This window comes from Symbioplanes lichenis, assembly GCF_030709675.1.
GTDB lineage: Bacteria > Actinomycetota > Actinomycetes > Mycobacteriales > Micromonosporaceae > Actinoplanes > Actinoplanes lichenis.
Map to the genome: position 1 here is coordinate 164,485 of NZ_JAUZQD010000015.1, position 14,066 is coordinate 178,550.

13 protein-coding genes are annotated in these 14,066 nt (G+C 72.4%); 5 read left to right on the forward strand and 8 right to left on the reverse strand.

Features of this window, described 5'->3' with window-relative positions; translation table 11 throughout:
• The first annotated feature begins 17 nt into the window (after window positions 1-17).
• Window positions 18-296 (forward strand): YciI family protein, encoded by a 279-nt coding sequence (locus tag RAN62_RS31980; protein WP_305788551.1) that lies wholly within the window; start codon window positions 18-20, stop codon window positions 294-296.
• Between the two features lies 1 nt (window position 297).
• On the opposite strand, the gene RAN62_RS31985 is transcribed toward RAN62_RS31980, so the two are convergent.
• Window positions 298-846, reverse strand: a complete 549-nt coding sequence (locus RAN62_RS31985; RefSeq protein WP_305788552.1) for a phosphoribosyltransferase family protein — start codon at window positions 844-846, stop codon at window positions 298-300.
• 100 nt (window positions 847-946) lie between these two features.
• Between RAN62_RS31985 and RAN62_RS31990 the strand changes: the two genes are divergently transcribed.
• Window positions 947-2,074: a PP2C family protein-serine/threonine phosphatase gene (locus tag RAN62_RS31990; protein WP_305788553.1), complete on the forward strand. Its 1,128-nt coding sequence runs from the start codon at window positions 947-949 to the stop codon at window positions 2,072-2,074.
• Window positions 2,075-2,076: 2 nt separating this feature from the next.
• On the opposite strand, the gene RAN62_RS31995 is transcribed toward RAN62_RS31990, so the two are convergent.
• On the reverse strand, window positions 2,077-2,313 hold the full coding sequence (locus tag RAN62_RS31995) for a hypothetical protein (protein ID WP_305788554.1): 237 nt from the start codon (window positions 2,311-2,313) through the stop codon (window positions 2,077-2,079).
• A 247-nt stretch (window positions 2,314-2,560) separates the two neighbouring features.
• On the opposite strand from RAN62_RS31995, the gene RAN62_RS32000 reads away from it, so the two are divergent.
• The gene (locus RAN62_RS32000; RefSeq protein WP_305788555.1) at window positions 2,561-4,417 is read left to right on the forward strand and encodes an acyl-CoA dehydrogenase; all 1,857 of its coding nucleotides are present in this window, start codon (window positions 2,561-2,563) and stop codon (window positions 4,415-4,417) included.
• Between the two features lie 109 nt (window positions 4,418-4,526).
• Here RAN62_RS32000 and RAN62_RS32005 read toward each other — a convergent pair whose 3' ends face one another.
• Window positions 4,527-5,036 (reverse strand): SixA phosphatase family protein, encoded by a 510-nt coding sequence (locus RAN62_RS32005; RefSeq protein ID WP_305788556.1) that lies wholly within the window; start codon window positions 5,034-5,036, stop codon window positions 4,527-4,529.
• Window positions 5,037-5,139: 103 nt separating this feature from the next.
• On the opposite strand from RAN62_RS32005, the gene RAN62_RS32010 reads away from it, so the two are divergent.
• Window positions 5,140-5,451, forward strand: a complete 312-nt coding sequence (locus tag RAN62_RS32010; protein WP_305788557.1) for a DUF6458 family protein — start codon at window positions 5,140-5,142, stop codon at window positions 5,449-5,451.
• A gap of 11 nt (window positions 5,452-5,462) precedes the next feature.
• Here RAN62_RS32010 and RAN62_RS32015 read toward each other — a convergent pair whose 3' ends face one another.
• Window positions 5,463-6,308, reverse strand: a complete 846-nt coding sequence (locus RAN62_RS32015; RefSeq protein WP_305788558.1) for an SDR family oxidoreductase — start codon at window positions 6,306-6,308, stop codon at window positions 5,463-5,465.
• 89 nt (window positions 6,309-6,397) lie between these two features.
• On the opposite strand from RAN62_RS32015, the gene RAN62_RS32020 reads away from it, so the two are divergent.
• Entirely contained in the window at window positions 6,398-6,760 is a 363-nt protein-coding gene (locus RAN62_RS32020) for a winged helix-turn-helix transcriptional regulator (protein ID WP_305788559.1), read from the forward strand.
• On the opposite strand, the gene RAN62_RS32025 is transcribed toward RAN62_RS32020, so the two are convergent.
• The 4 genes from RAN62_RS32025 to RAN62_RS32040 form a co-directional block, all read right to left on the reverse strand.
• The gene (locus tag RAN62_RS32025) at window positions 6,736-7,416 is read right to left on the reverse strand and encodes an alpha/beta fold hydrolase (RefSeq protein ID WP_305788560.1); all 681 of its coding nucleotides are present in this window, start codon (window positions 7,414-7,416) and stop codon (window positions 6,736-6,738) included. The two genes, RAN62_RS32020 and RAN62_RS32025, sit on opposite strands and share 25 nt — an antisense overlap.
• 11 nt (window positions 7,417-7,427) lie before the next feature.
• On the reverse strand, window positions 7,428-8,105 hold the full coding sequence (trhA, locus tag RAN62_RS32030; RefSeq protein ID WP_305788561.1) for a PAQR family membrane homeostasis protein TrhA: 678 nt from the start codon (window positions 8,103-8,105) through the stop codon (window positions 7,428-7,430).
• A 42-nt stretch (window positions 8,106-8,147) separates the two neighbouring features.
• Window positions 8,148-9,923 (reverse strand): NHL domain-containing thioredoxin family protein, encoded by a 1,776-nt coding sequence (locus RAN62_RS32035; RefSeq protein WP_305788562.1) that lies wholly within the window; start codon window positions 9,921-9,923, stop codon window positions 8,148-8,150.
• A gap of 387 nt (window positions 9,924-10,310) precedes the next feature.
• Window positions 10,311-14,066, reverse strand: a complete 3,756-nt coding sequence (locus tag RAN62_RS32040; protein ID WP_305788563.1) for an LppU/SCO3897 family protein — start codon at window positions 14,064-14,066, stop codon at window positions 10,311-10,313.

Here is a 14,066-nt window from a genome sequence, read left to right on the forward strand (position 1 = left end):
CGATCGCCGTGTACCTCATGATCTCCACGTACCTGGCCCCGCTGGCGGAGGTCGACGCGGCGCGTGACGCTCATCTCGCTTTTCTGGAGGAGCTCGAGGGCCGTGGCCTCGTCGTCACGGCCGGTCGTCAGGACCCGCCGAACGGGGGCGTGGTGATCCTCGGCGTCGACACCGAGGCCGAGGCCCGGGAGCTGATCGCCCAGGACCCGTACGTCCAGCGTGGCCTCGCCGAGTACCAGGCGGTCGGCTGGCAGCCCAGCCGCGGCGCCCTCGCCGGCTGGCAGCGCCCCGCCTGAGTCAGTCCAGGTCGGCGCCGGTGAGCAGGCCGCGGATGCCCAGCTCGGCGGTCACGGCCGGCGGGCACTCGTTGACGATCACCGCGATCCCGGCGACCTCGGCGCCCAGGTCACGCATGAGAGTGGACAGAGCGCGACACTGCGCCCCGCTGTACGCCCAGTCGTCGACCAGCAGCACGCGGTCACCCGTACCGATCAAATGGGTGCGCACGCCCAGAGATTGAGGGTCGCCGCGGTGGTCGGCCGGGACGGTTGTCCACGTCATCGGTTCGGCGATGGGGCGGCGGGCGCCGGCTCGGTAGGCCTCGACGAAGCCCGTGCCCAGGGCCTGGGCGACCAGTGGGCCCACGAGAAAGCCCGTGACCTCCGGGGAGACGACGACGGTCGGCCGGGTGTCCGGGAAGAGGCCGGCGAGGCCCGCGCCGAGTCCGCTCAGCACCTGTGGTTCACGCCACCATCCGGATCGGTCGCTGACGAGGAGGCCGGTGCCCGGCTCGGGCTCGGTCCAGCGGAAGGTGGCCCTCAGCAGGGCACGCAGATCGGTTGCCACGCCGTCATGCTGCCACCGGCGTGCCGGCCGACGACGCCGACCGGGCAGAACCCGATCGGCCGAGGGGTCAACCTGATGCCGAGGGGGTTCCGGATCAGGCATGCTGTTCGGCGTACCCATGCCTAAGTTGCCGTCGGGCCGTCGCCCGCTCAGTCCAGGATCCCGCGCCGGTCTCGGCGCGGCCCTCGTGCTGCTCGTCGTCGTGGCCGGCGTCGAGCTGGCGGACGGGGTGCAGGCGAATTTCGTCGGGCTGTTCGCCGCGGTGCCGTTCCTGGCCGCCGTGTTCGCCTACTGGCAACCGGTGATGATCGTCGGTGGGCTCGCGACAGTGGTCGGCCTGGTGTTCGCGACGGCGGACGGGAGCTTCGGCTCGGTCGGCATGATCAATGTGCTCGGCATCATGCTGGCCACCGGCATCGCGGCCGCCGTGGCCAACATCCGGCAGCGGCAGGCCGACCGCATCGCCGAGCTCCAGCGCCTCGCCGCGGTGGCGCAGCAGGCGGTGCTGCGCCCGCTGGGCCCGCAGATCGGCTCGCTCGCGGTCGCGGGCCACTACATCTCCGCGACGGCGGCCGCCGACATCGGGGGCGACCTCTACGAGGCGCTCGACACGCCGTACGGAATCCGCATCATCATCGGCGACGTCCGCGGCAAGGGGCTCGACGCCGTCCGGCTGGCGAGCATCGTCCTGGGGTCCTACCGCCATGTCGCGTACGAGCGGGCGGACCTGCGGGCGATCGTCACCGACCTGGACCGGGCGGTGGCCCGCAGCGTCGGTGACGAGGACTTCGTGACCGCGGCCCTGGTCGAGGAGCGCGGCGGCACGCTGACGATCGTCAACTGTGGACACCCGGCGCCGTTGCTGCTGCGCCGGGGTCAGGTGATCGCGTTGGAGCCGCCGGCCCCCGCGCCGCCGCTCGGGTTCATGCCGGTGGCCCGCCCGCGGGTGGAGCGGCTGGAGCCGGGCGACCGGCTGCTGCTCTTCACCGACGGGCTGGGTGAGGCCCGGCGGGAGGGTGAGTTCTTCCCCACCGCCGACCGGGCCTGGCGGCTGCTCGGCCACGGCACTGTGGCCGACGGCCTCGCCTCGCTGGAGACCGCCCTGCGCGACTGGGTGCACGATCAGCTCGACGACGACATCGCCCTGGTGCTGCTCGAGTACGCCGGCCCCGGAGGGGGACCGGCCGCGCCGATGCCGAGCTGGGAAGTCGGCGCAGCCGGTAGCTGAGGTCAGCCCGCCTTGGGCAACGTCTCCTGGGTTGTTTCCCCGACAGAGGAAGTGGCCAGCGAGGCGGGAGCGACCGGTGCGGCCGGCGAGACCGGAGCGGCAGGTGAGGGCTGGGCCGGCAGAAGGGGCACCGAGGCCCGTGCGGTGACGGTCTCCGGTTGCCGGTGCCGCCCCACGTAGTGCCGCGGCTGGTCCGCCTGACGAGGCTCCGGAATCAGGCTCTTGATCGTGGCGAACATGCAAGACCTCCCCTGGTCTGCGTACGTCCTGTGCGTACACCGGGAGCAACGACGGTCCGCGCACGTCGATACGTGCAAGCGGCGCGGCGGCTTGCAAATGGCCGAAAGGTGGTCCCTTTTCCCATCCGATCGGAGACGTTTGCCCCCCGATCCGTCGCACAGGCAAAGTCTTGTCCGGGCCTACCGATCGGTAATACAGTGGTGTTACTGACGGGTAACTCACGTCCGGAGAGCGGGGCCAGAACACATGACTCACTACAAGAGCAACCTGCGAGACCTCGAGTTCAACCTGTTCGAGGTCTTCGGGGCGGATCGTGCGTTCGGCCAGGCGCCGTACGACGGGATCGACGCGGACACCGCCCGTGACGTCCTCGCCGAGGTGAACCGGCTCGCCCGCGAGGACCTCGCGGCCAGCTACACCGACGCGGACCGCAACCCGCCGGTCTTCGACCCGGCCACGCACACCGCGCCGCTGCCCGAGGCCTTCAAGAAGTCGTACGCCGCCTTCATGGCGTCCGAGTTCTGGCGCCTCGACCTGCCGGAGAGCCTCGGCGGCACGCTCGCTCCCCGGGCGCTGTGGTGGGCCATCGCCGAGCAGGTGCTCGGGGCCAACGCCCCCGTCTGGATGTACTCCTCCGGCCCCTCCTTCGCGCACGTCGTCGAGGTCGAGGGCACCGAGGAGCAGAAGAAGTGGGCGCAGCTCTTCGTCGACAAGCAGTGGGGCTCGACGATGGTGCTGACCGAGCCGGACGCGGGCTCCGACGTCGGCGCCGGTCGCGCCCGGGCGATCCCGCAGCCGGACGGCTCGTGGCACATCGAGGGCGTCAAGCGCTTCATCACCTCGGGTGAGCACGACCTCAGCGATAACATCATCCACTATGTGCTCGCGCGGCCCGTGGGTGTCGAGGGCGCCGGCGGCCCGGGCACCAAGGGCCTGTCGCTCTTTATCGTGCCCAAGTTCCACTTCGACGCCGAGACGGGCGAGCTGGGCGAGCGCAACGGCGTCTACGCCACGAACATCGAGCACAAGATGGGCCTCAAGGTCTCCAACACGTGCGAGATGACCTTCGGCGAGCACGGCACCCCGGCGAAGGGCTGGCTGCTCGGCGACGTGCACCAGGGCATCCGGCAGATGTTCATGATCATTGAGTACGCCCGGATGATGGTCGGCACGAAGGCGATCGCGACCCTGTCGACGGGTTACCAGAACGCCCTCGAGTACGCCAAGAACCGCGTCCAGGGCGCCGACCTGCTCCAGAATTCGGACAAGGCGGCCCCGCGCGTCACGATCACGCACCACCCGGACGTACGCCGATCGCTGATGCTGCAGAAGGCGTACGCGGAAGGTCTGCGGTCGTTGGTGATCTACACCGCGACGTGGCAGGACAAGGTCGCCATCGCGGAGGCCGCCGGGGACAAGGCGGCGGCGAAGGCGGCTAGCAAGGTCAACGACTTCCTGCTCCCGCTGGTCAAGGGCGTGGGCTCGGAGCGGGCCTACGAGCTGCTCGGTCACGAGTCGCTGCAGACCTACGGCGGCTCCGGCTTCCTGCAGGACTACCCGCTCGAGCAGTACGTGCGGGACGCCAAGATCGACACGCTGTACGAGGGCACGACGGCCATCCAGAGCCTCGACCTGATCTTCCGCAAGATCGTCAAGGACGGCGGCGTCGCGCTGGCCACCATCGCGACCGAGATGCAGGGCTTCGTGGAGAGCGAGGCCGGCAACGGGCAGCTCAAGGTCGAGCGGCTGGCGCTGGGCAAGGCGCTCGGCGAGATGCAGGCCATCCTCGGCATCGAGATGGGCTGGCTGCAGGCCGTGCAGGGTGGTGACGCCCGCGAGCTCTACAAGGTCGGCCTGACCTCGCGGCGCGTGCTGCTCGCGCTGGGCGACGTGACGGTGGCCTGGCTGCTGCTGCGCGGCGCGGAGGTCGCCCTGGCCAAGCTCGGCACCGAGCTGAGCGCCGCCGACAAGGCCTTCTACGAGGGCAAGATCGCGGCCGCCCGGTTCTTCGCCCGCGAGGTGCTGCCGCGCATCGGCTCCGACCGCCGGATCATCGAGGCCACCACGCTCGACCTCATGGACCTGCCCGAAGAAGCGTTCTGACGGATGGAGAGGGCCGGCGGACGGCCGGCGCTCTGGCGGATGGAGAGGGCCGGCGGACCGCTGGCGTTCTGACGGATGGAGGAGGCCGGCGGACAGCCGGCCTTCTCGCTCAGCCGCGGGCGGTGTGCCCGAGCACGTACGGCAGGGAGCCCGGCTCGGTGGATGACCAGGAGCTGTCGGTCCGGTGCACGGCGAGCCCGGCCGTGCGCAGGGACAAGGCAACCGGCTGAGCCGACTGGAGCAAAGTGGACACGTCCGACATGGTCGGGTTGTGGCCGACGATCAACACGGTGGGCACGGTGTCGGGCACGGCTCGGAGCAGGTCGACGACTTCGGTGCGCCCTCCGTCGTACAAATCCTGCACATAACGCACCTCGGCCGTCGGCGCGTCCGGCGCCGACTGGGCCAGCGAGATCGCGACGCCCTGCCAGGTCTGGCGGGTCCGCACGGCCGGCGAGCACAGCACCAGCCGCGGATGCAGCCGCTGGTCGGCGAGCCAGGCGCCCGCCGCGTCCGCGTCCGCCCGCCCCCTCGTGGTCAGCGACCGCTCGAAGTCGTCGAGGTCGCCGGGGTCCTCCGCCTTGGCGTGGCGGAGCAGGACAAGGGTGCGCGCAGTCATGCCGACGAGCTTGCCTGATTGAGCTTTCCGCCGCCTGGGTAGACACACGGTTCGACGTATTGCCGCGGCTCGGTGCGGCAGCCACGAGCCAGGGAGGTCCACGATGGGCATCGGCGGAAGCATCTTCCTTCTGGCACTGGGGGCGATCCTCGCGTTCGCCGTCAATGCCAACATCAGCGGTCTCGACATCAATGTGGTCGGCTACGTGCTGATGCTGGCCGGCCTGGTCGGCCTGGCCCTGACCCTCTACTTCTGGAACAGCCGCCGGCGCCCCGCCACCGTGGTGGAGGAGCGGTCGGTCGCCCGCGAGGTCCCGCCCGCGCAGGCGCCGGTCTACCGCGAGGGCGAGTCCGTCCAGGAATACCGCGAGACCACCCGGCGTCAGGCCCCGCCGCCTCCCCCGTACGGGGCCTGACCGCCGGAAGATCAGCTCAGGGCCGCTCGGATCGCCTCGCTCAGCGGGGTGGCCGGGCGGCCCAGCAGCTTCTCCAGGTCGGCGGAGCCGGTGTCCAGGGCGCCCCCGGTGGTGGAGCGCTCGACGCCGGCGAAGAGCGCGGCGACGAACGGCGGCTGTCCGGCGCCGGTCAGGAACTCCTCGTACTTCTCCGGCGTCAGGTCGGTGTAGGTCACGTCGCGACCGGTGACCCGGGCGATCTCCGCGGCGAACTCGGCCTTCGTGACGGCGGGGCCGCCGAGTTCGTACACCTGCTGATCCTGGTCGTCCGTCAGGATCGCGGCGGCAGCGGCCTCGGCATAGTCGACCCGCGGGGCCAGGCTGAGCTTGCCCTCGCCCGACGCGCCGACGAGCCCCTGCTCGAGGATGTCGGCGAAGTTGTAGTTCTCGACGTACCAGCTGTTGCGGACGAAGATCGCCGGAATGCCCGAGGCCTTCAGCGCCTCCTCGGTCGCCTTGTGGTCGCCGGCGATCGGCAGGTCCGTCGTGTCGGCGAAGGGCGCGCTGGTGTAGACGATCTTGCGGATGCCGGCGGCCTTCGCGGCGTCGATCACGTTCTGGTGCTGCGGGATGCGCTTCCCCGGGTCGCTGGCGGAGACGAAGAGCAGCTTCTCGGCGCCCGCGAAGGCGGCCCGCAGCGACTCGGGTTCGTCGTAGGAGGCCCGGCGCACGTCGACGCCGCGATCCGCGAGATCCCTGATCTTCTCGACGCCGCGGCCGACGGCCACGATCTCGCCCGCCGGAACACCCCGGCTCAGCAGCGACTCGACGGCAAGACGGCCCAGATGTCCGGTGGCACCGGTAACAACAATGGTCATGCCCCAGTTAACCAGGCTGGTCGTGACCTACTTCCCATCAGATAGTGGGCACCTTGAAGTGCAGTACCCACCTGAGGGATAGTGTCCTGGTGGAAGCGGATGTGTATGCGAAGAACTGTCCCAGCCGGCAGCTGCTCGACCGCATCGGCGACGCCTGGAGCGTGCTGATCGTCGGGGTGCTGAAGGACGGGCCGCTGCGCTACACCGAGCTCGCCCAGCGGATCCCCGGCGTGAGCCCGAAGATGCTCACCCAGACGCTGCGCGGCCTCGAGCGCGACGGTCTGGTCACCCGCACGGTGTACGCGGTCGTGCCGCCGCGCGTCGACTACACGCTCACGACGATGGGGCGCAGCCTGCTCGGGCTGTGCGAGGCGTTGAAGGACTGGGCCGAGGACAACATCGCCGACGTGGTCGAGGCGCGCGATGCCTATGACGCGCGGTCGGTCGCTTGATCCCACGACGCGCGGGCTCGTAACCAGGCCATGGCCGCGTCCGCGTCGCGCAGCACCGAGATGTGGCCGGCGTCCGGAACGACGCACAGCTCGGCGCCCGGGATGCGGCCCGCCAGCCAGGCGCTGTGCGAGCTCGGCGCGATCAGGTCACGGCCGCCGTGCAGAAGCAGGACGGGCGCGGTGATCGACGCCGGGTCACAGCCCCACGGTGACACGTAGGCGTGGTCGTCCGCCTGCTCCGGCTCGGGACCGCTCGCCACGGCCGCTCGGACGACCTCCCCGAACCAGCCCCACGGCCCGTCGAACATGGCCAGGTCGGCGGGGATGAAATCCACTTCATCACCCTTTTCCGTACGGCCGTCGGCAGCGGCTCGTAACGCGGAGGTGCCCGCCGGCCCCATGCCCCGGAAGAAGTCCAGCCCGTCGGCGAACCGGCCGATGCCCAGCTCGTCGGCGACCGTTGTCGCCCACTGCGCCGCGTCGCCGACCCGTCGTCCGGGGGCGGGGGTGGACGCGCCGTAGCCCGGGCGGTCGTACGAGATCCAGCGGATGCCGGGGTGCAGGAGCGGGCGTGGTGGCTCGCCCGTGTTGGGGGTGCCGTGATGCCACAACACCGGCAGACCGTCGCCGCCGGTGTCAAAGGTGCGCAAGGTCATGCGGGGCGAGGTCAGGCGTACAGGGTGAAGTAGATCGCGACGTGGTGGCAGATGGCGGCGATCAGCGTGCAGGCGTGGAAGAACTCGTGGTGGCCGAAGACGGTGGGCCACGGGTTTGGGCGGCGCAGGGCGTAGAAGACGGCGCCCACGCTGTAGATGACGCCGCCGACGATCAGCAGGACGAGGGCTGTCACGCCGCCGCTGTGCAGGATGTCGGGGAGGATCGCGACGGCGGCCCAGCCCAGGGCCAGATAGAGCGGCGCGCCCACCCAGCGGGGCAGGTGCGGCCAGATGCTCTTGAGGGCGACGCCGCCGAGGGCGCCGGCCCAGATCAGGCTGATGAAGACCGTGCGCTTGGTGCCGTCGAGCAGCAGCCAGACGAACGGCGTGTAGGTGCCCGCGATGAAGACGAAGATCATCGAGTGGTCGAGCCGGCGCATGATCTGATAGCCGCGCTCGGACCACACCCGGCGGTGATAGAGCGCACTGATGCCGAAGAGCCCCAGCACCGTCAGGCTGTAGATCAAGCAGCTCAGGAACGGTGCCCAGCCCGGCCGCGAGGCGGCGATCGAGCAGAGCACCGCCCCGCAGGCGAGCGCGACGAAAAACGCGTACTGGTGCAACCGGCCGCGCAAACGCGGCTTGCCGAGATCGGCAGGCTTCATCCGGAACGGGGCTGACGTCGTCACGGTTTCCAGGTTACGGCACCGTAGGTTACTGGCAAGTAGAGATCACGCGTCGAGACCACGCAGGATCAGCGGGAGCCGGGTCGGAGCCGCCGGATCGATGACGACCGGGACACCCCAGTCCTGCCGGGTCAGGTGACAGGCGGCGTGCTCGACGTCCGCGTCGCACGTGGCGGCCTGCGCGACGACCTGCAGCACGCCCTTGGGCACGGCCGGGTTGAGGACCAGGCGCCGGGACAGGTCGGTGCCCGTGCCCTCGCCCTCCAGCAGCAGCTCGGGCGGCGCCGCCGAGACCACGAGCTTGGTCGACGGGCCGAACGTCGTGTCGAGCTTCTGCCCCGGCGGCGGCGTGAACACGATGTCCAACGTCACCTCGCCCGGGGCCAGGGGCGACGCCGGTCGCTCGGTGCGGTGCCGCTCACCCTCGACCTTGTGTACGGCGCCCGGCGCGAGCTTGACCAGGCGGTGCGCGGCGGACTCCACCACGAACACGTCGCCCGCGCGCGTGACCAGCACATCGCTCGGCTCCGCGAGCCCGCTGTCCACGGTGGATACCTGCTCGGTGGCCGGGTCGTAGTGACGTACGGCACCGTTGTAGGTGTCCGCCACCAGCACGGAACCGTCCGCCAGCGCGGCCACCCCGAGCGGGTGCTGCAGCAGCGCCTGCTTCGCGGACCCGTCGACGTGCCCGAAATCGAAAAGCCCCTGGCCGACCGCGGTGTGCAACACTCCGTCCTCGATCCAGCGCAGCGCGGAGGTCTCGCTGTCGGCGATCCAGAGCTTGCTCCCGTACGCCGACAGGCCCGACGGCTGCGCCATCCACACGTCCGGAATCGGGCCGTCCCGCAGCGACTCCACGGTCGTGCCCGCGTACACGCCCGTCGTGCCTCGCGCCGGGTCGAACCACCACAACTGGTGGATGCCCGCCATGGCGACGATCACCTTGTCCTCGAACCACGCGAGGTCCCAGGGGGAGGACAGGGCAACGCCGTCGTCGTCGGGTGAGCGCCACGGCCGGCCCGTACCGGCCAGGGTCGTGACCCCGCCCGTCTCCAGGTCGACGCCGCGCAGCAGGTGGTTGACGGTGTCGGCGACCACGACCGTGCGTCCGTCGGGCAGCAGGCACAGCCCCTGCGGCTCGGAGAAGGTCGCGGCAGTGGCGGGCCCGTCCGTGCGGCCCCGCTCACCCGTGCCGATGCGGCGCACCAGCGTCTCGCCGTCCGCCCCGAGCTCGACCAGCGAGTGCCGCGCCGAGTCGGAGACAAGCAAATTGCCGCTGGGCAGCTCGATCGCCTTGCCCGGGAAGCGCAGCACGGTCGCGTCGGCCGGCGGCGCCACGTACGGGCCGTCGCCGCGGTGCAGCGTGCCCTTGGCCTGGTGCGTGGCGATCAACTCGTTCAGCAGCCGGGACAGCCCCTCGGCATGCCCCTCGCCGGCCATCGACGCCACGACGTAGCCCTCGGGGTCGATCACGCTGAGGGTCGGCCACGCCTTCGCCGCGTACTGCTGCCACATGGTCATGTCGGCGTCGTCGAGCACCGGGTGATGCACGCCGTAGCGCTCGACGGCGGCGGCGAGGGCCACGGGGTCGCGCTCGTGCTCGAACTTCGGCGAGTGCACGCCGATCACGACGAGGACGTCACCGTACTTCTCCTCGAGCGGCCGCAGCTCGTCGAGCACGTGCAGGCAATTGATGCAGCAGAAGGTCCAGAAGTCCAGGATCGCGATCTTGCCCCGGATGTCGGCGAGGTGCAGATCCTTGCCGCCGGTGTTCAGCCAGCCCCGAGCCCGGAACTCGGGCGCCCGTACGCGCGCGTTCATGACGCCAATCGTGCCGCAGCGGGGGCGCTGGGTGGGCCCAGGGTGACGGACGCCTCTTCGGCCGGGTTCTCGTCAGCCCGGCGCGCTCGAGTGCGGGCACAGGGACGACGCTCGCGGCTTGCGAGCCGAGCATCATCGCTGGATCGGGAGGCGACTCGACGAGAGGCCGGGCGCCGTCGCCGGGCGGTTGCGGCTCGGCGGGCGCGATTCCGAGGGGGGCGACTGCGTGGTCCAAGCATCCCAGCCGGCGGTGCGCTGTCGCTGGATGGGCGGCCGGCCGGGCTTCGTCACCGGCCGGGCGGCGGGCCGGGCTTCGTCACCGGCCGGGCTTTGCCACCGGCCGGGCGCCTTCGCGGGGACGGCGCCTGCGGCTCGGCGGGGTGGGCGTCAGGTGCGGGGCTTCAGACAGAGGACCTGGGTCTTGTCGCCGCTCGGGTTGAGGACGAAGGGCTGGTTGGCGTCCGGGCACTCCTTGTTCGAGTTGACCACGGCGACCACCTCGAACGAGCCCGCGTCGCCGCACGTGGCGGTCACGGCCTTGTCGCCGTCGCGCTTGACGCACTCGCCGACGCTGGCCGAGAAGCCGCCGTCGCTGGAGCTGCGCGCGATGAGCCACGTCACGCCGATCGCCGCGCCGACCAGGAGACCGGCGGTGAGGATGACGGCGAGGAGCACGGGGAAGACCCGGACGTTCGACTCGGGCTTGGCCGGCTCCGCGGGGGGCTCCGGCTGGAACGAGTTGAACCGGTCCTGGTCGATCTCCTGAGAAGTGCCCGGCCAGCTGGCCGTCTCCTCCGGCGGCGGGGTCACGGTGGCCCGGCTCGCCGGACTCGTGAACGTGCTGCCCGGCCGCTGCCCGAACGGCTGCCCGGAATCCGGCACGAAGCCGCTGTCGGGACGGTGCCCGTTCTCCGGCCCGAAACCGCTGTCCGGACGGTGCCCCGACTCCGGCCCGAAGCCACTGTCCGGACGGTGCCCCGACTCCGGCCCGAAACCGTTGTCCGGGCGCTGCCCGAACGGCTCGTTGTCGGAGCGCTGCCCGTACGTCTGCGGGTCCGAGCCCGGGAAGGCGCCCTCCGGACGCTGGCCGTAGAGCTGCGTCGAGTCACCCTGCACCGGGAAGTCGTCGCGGGGCGGCGGGGAGTGCAGCGCCGGGGCCGGAACGTAGGGCTGCTCCTGGCCGCGGCCGGCGACGTCGGTGGTGTGCTCGGTGAAGTCCGGCGGCATGGTGCGGCTGGCCGGGTTGCCCGGGACGGGACCGGGGTGGTTCGGCTGCCCGGGGCCGCCACGGCCGGCGATGTCCGAGGTGAACTCGCTGAACGGGTTGCCGTCCTGGTAACCCTGGCCCGACGCGGGCGCGCCGCCCGAGAACGCCTGGCCCGAGGTGGGCGCGCTCTGCGGGAACGCCTGTCCGGAGGTCGGGGCGCTCTGCGGGTACGTCTGCCCGGAGGTCGGCGCGCTCGGGGGGAAGGACTGCCCGGAAGCCTGGCCGTGGCCGGAGTCGTGCCCGGCCGGCTGGCCGTAGGTCTGCCCGTGCGACTGCCCGTTGCCGTCCTCCCGCTGACCGAAGCCGTTGCGGTCCGAGCCATTGCGGTCGAAGCCGTCACGGTCCGAGCCATTGCGGTCGAAGGCGTCACGGTCCGAGCCGTCGCGGTGGAAGGCGTCACGGTCGGTGCCGTCGCTCTGGGACTGGCCGAACGGATCGTCCTGCGGGCGACCGAAGGGGTCGTCCTGCGGGCGGCCGAAAGGATCGTCCTCCGACCGGCGCTCCGGGTCCGGCGAGCGACCGAAGGGGTCGTCCTGGGCGGAGCCGTAACTTCCGCCCTGCGGCTGGCCGTAGGTCTCAGCCTGGGCCGTGCCGTAGGTCACCGGGGAGCCTGGAGCGTGCGGACCGGACTCGGCGGGCTGCGCGGACGTCGGCGAGCCGGGCTGGTCGCCGCCGAAGGGCTGGCCCGGGGCGGACGGCTGGGCCTGGCCGGGCACGCTGACCCGCGCGCTGGCGCTCGCGCGGCCGGACACGCGGGCCGCGCCCTGAGCACTGCCCGAGGTCGGAGCCGTGCCGTAACCACCGGACGACGTGGGCGCCGAAGCGTCCTGCGCCCCAGACGTGGGAGCCGTCGCACCAAAGGCACCCGAGGCAGGAGCCGCCGCGCCCGAAGCAGGAGCCGCTGCACCGAAAGCGCCCGCGGCCGGAGCCGCTGCACCGAAAGCGCCCGCGGCCGGAGCCGGCGTGCCGTAGGCCCCCGATGTGGGAGTGGGCGTGCCGTAAGCCCCCGACGAGGTGGGAGCGGGCGTGCCATAGGCGCCCGAGGACGTCGGCGCGGGGTCGGTGCCGGACGGCGTGCCATAGGTGCCGCCGTGGTCACTTCCGCTGAACCCGTCGCGGGAGGAAGGCTGCTCGAACCCGTCCCGAGCGGCGGGCTGCTCGAACCCGTCGCGGGCGCCGGGCTGCTCGAACCCGTCGCGGGCGCCGGGCTGCTCGAAGCCGCCGTGCTCGTCGGCCGCCCCGAACTGCGGGCGTTCAGCGGAAGCACCGAACTGCGGGCGGTCGTCGGAGGCACCGAAGTGCGGGCGGTCGTCGCCGGAACCGAACGAGGGCCCGTCGAACGGCGAGCGCTCGTCGGGAGCGGCGAACGGCGAGCGGTCATCGGGAGCGGCGAACGGCGAGCGGTCGTCGGCTCCGGGCGCTTCGAAGGCGCCGGCCGAGCCGCCGGCGGACGGGCTGTCGTCGGCGCCCTGGACTGGCTCGCTGACGGCGGGGCGTCCGTACACCCGGGCCTGTGGGGGTGTGCTCTGGCTCTGCTCCTCGGGCTCGGCCGGAGGCGCGACGCGGCTCGCGACGGGCACCGAGGCGCTGGCGGTCGCCGGGCGGGCGGAACCCTGGGCGGGCTCGGCCGGCTCGGGATCGCGCGGCTGGGGCACGGCGGACGCCACGGCCGCGCTGCCGCCGAGGGAGGCACCCGGCACCCGCTGGGGGTAGCCGTCACTCTCGCCGGCCGGAGCGCTGGTGGGCCGACCGGCGCCGGGGTCGTCGAAGGACGCGCCCGGGACCCGCTGCGGATAGCCCTGCCGCGGGCCGGCGTCGTCCTCCAACGTGGACGGACGCCCGCCGAAGGAAGTGCCTCCGTCGGACGGCCCGCCCTGCTCGGACGAGCCGCCGAACGAGTTGTCAGACGAGGCGCCGAGCGAGTTGTCGGGGGAGGCGCCGAACGGGCTCTCCGGCGAGGCGCCGAACGGGCTCTCGCTGCCGCGCAGGCCGGGGAAGCTGGCGCCGTCGCCGGCTGAGTTGCCACGCAACGGGAAGCTGGCCCCTTCGGGTGCGTCGCCGCGGACCGGGAAGCCGCCGGCCTCAGGGGCTCGCGGCGGGCTGTCCGGGAGGTCGGTCAGGGTGGCGCCCGGCACGCGCACGCGCTGGTCGCCGAAGGCGGAGAGACCCGGCTGGCGCTCACCCTGCGGGGCGGCGCCGGCGCCGGTGCCACGGTCGAACGGGCCGCGGGCCTCGCCCGGCGAGCGGCGCGGCAGGTCGGGGTTGGCCCCGAGGCGCTGGGGCTCGGGGGCGGCGGTGGCGGGCGCGGAACGTACGGGCGTGAAGCCGTTGAACTCACTGACCGGGTTGGTCAGGTTGCCGCCCGCCGAGCCGGGGTTGCGCTGCGGGAGCTGGTCGCCCTGGGCCTGGCGGAACGAGCCCTCGGCCGGGATCGGGGGCGTCCAGCCGGAGTCGGGCACCGGCGGCCCGGCCGGGGTCGCGCGCGCGGGCTCGCCGGACTGTCGCGTGTCGGCGGGCCGGGCGGAGCTCAGATCGGTGGCCCGGGCGGAGCCCAGATCGGTGGCACGGCCGGAACCCGCGTCGGCGGGCCGGGCGGAACCCGAGGAGAGGAACTGGGCGGCCGCCGCTCCGAAGGGGGACCCGCCGGTGGAGGGCTGCCCGGCCGGCGGCACCGCGGGCACCACGAACGGCGAGCCGCCGTCGGGCGCGGCCTGCGGCGGCGGTGCGTACGCGCTGGGGGGTGAGCCCTGGGCGTGCGGGTAGGAGGGGGAGCCCTCGGAATCCGGGGGCGGGAAGGCGTCGGTGCCGAACGGCTCGGCTCCGCCGCCCGACGTGGCCCCCGGCTGCCTGCCGGCGTGCTGGCCCTCGGACGTCAT

Coding starts and splice junctions, on each gene's coding strand:
- RAN62_RS31980 (WP_305788551.1), top strand. CDS start 18: ATGATCTCCACGTACCTGGCCCCGCTGGCGGAGGTCGACGCGGCGCGT.
- RAN62_RS31990 (WP_305788553.1), top strand. CDS start 947: ATGCTGTTCGGCGTACCCATGCCTAAGTTGCCGTCGGGCCGTCGCCCG.
- RAN62_RS31995 (WP_305788554.1), bottom strand. CDS start 2,313: ATGTTCGCCACGATCAAGAGCCTGATTCCGGAGCCTCGTCAGGCGGAC.
- RAN62_RS32000 (WP_305788555.1), top strand. CDS start 2,561: ATGACTCACTACAAGAGCAACCTGCGAGACCTCGAGTTCAACCTGTTC.
- RAN62_RS32005 (WP_305788556.1), bottom strand. CDS start 5,036: ATGACTGCGCGCACCCTTGTCCTGCTCCGCCACGCCAAGGCGGAGGAC.
- RAN62_RS32010 (WP_305788557.1), top strand. CDS start 5,140: ATGGGCATCGGCGGAAGCATCTTCCTTCTGGCACTGGGGGCGATCCTC.
- RAN62_RS32015 (WP_305788558.1), bottom strand. CDS start 6,308: ATGACCATTGTTGTTACCGGTGCCACCGGACATCTGGGCCGTCTTGCC.
- RAN62_RS32025 (WP_305788560.1), bottom strand. CDS start 7,416: ATGACCTTGCGCACCTTTGACACCGGCGGCGACGGTCTGCCGGTGTTG.
- RAN62_RS32035 (WP_305788562.1), bottom strand. CDS start 9,923: ATGAACGCGCGCGTACGGGCGCCCGAGTTCCGGGCTCGGGGCTGGCTG.
- RAN62_RS32040 (WP_305788563.1), bottom strand. CDS start 14,066: ATGACGTCCGAGGGCCAGCACGCCGGCAGGCAGCCGGGGGCCACGTCG.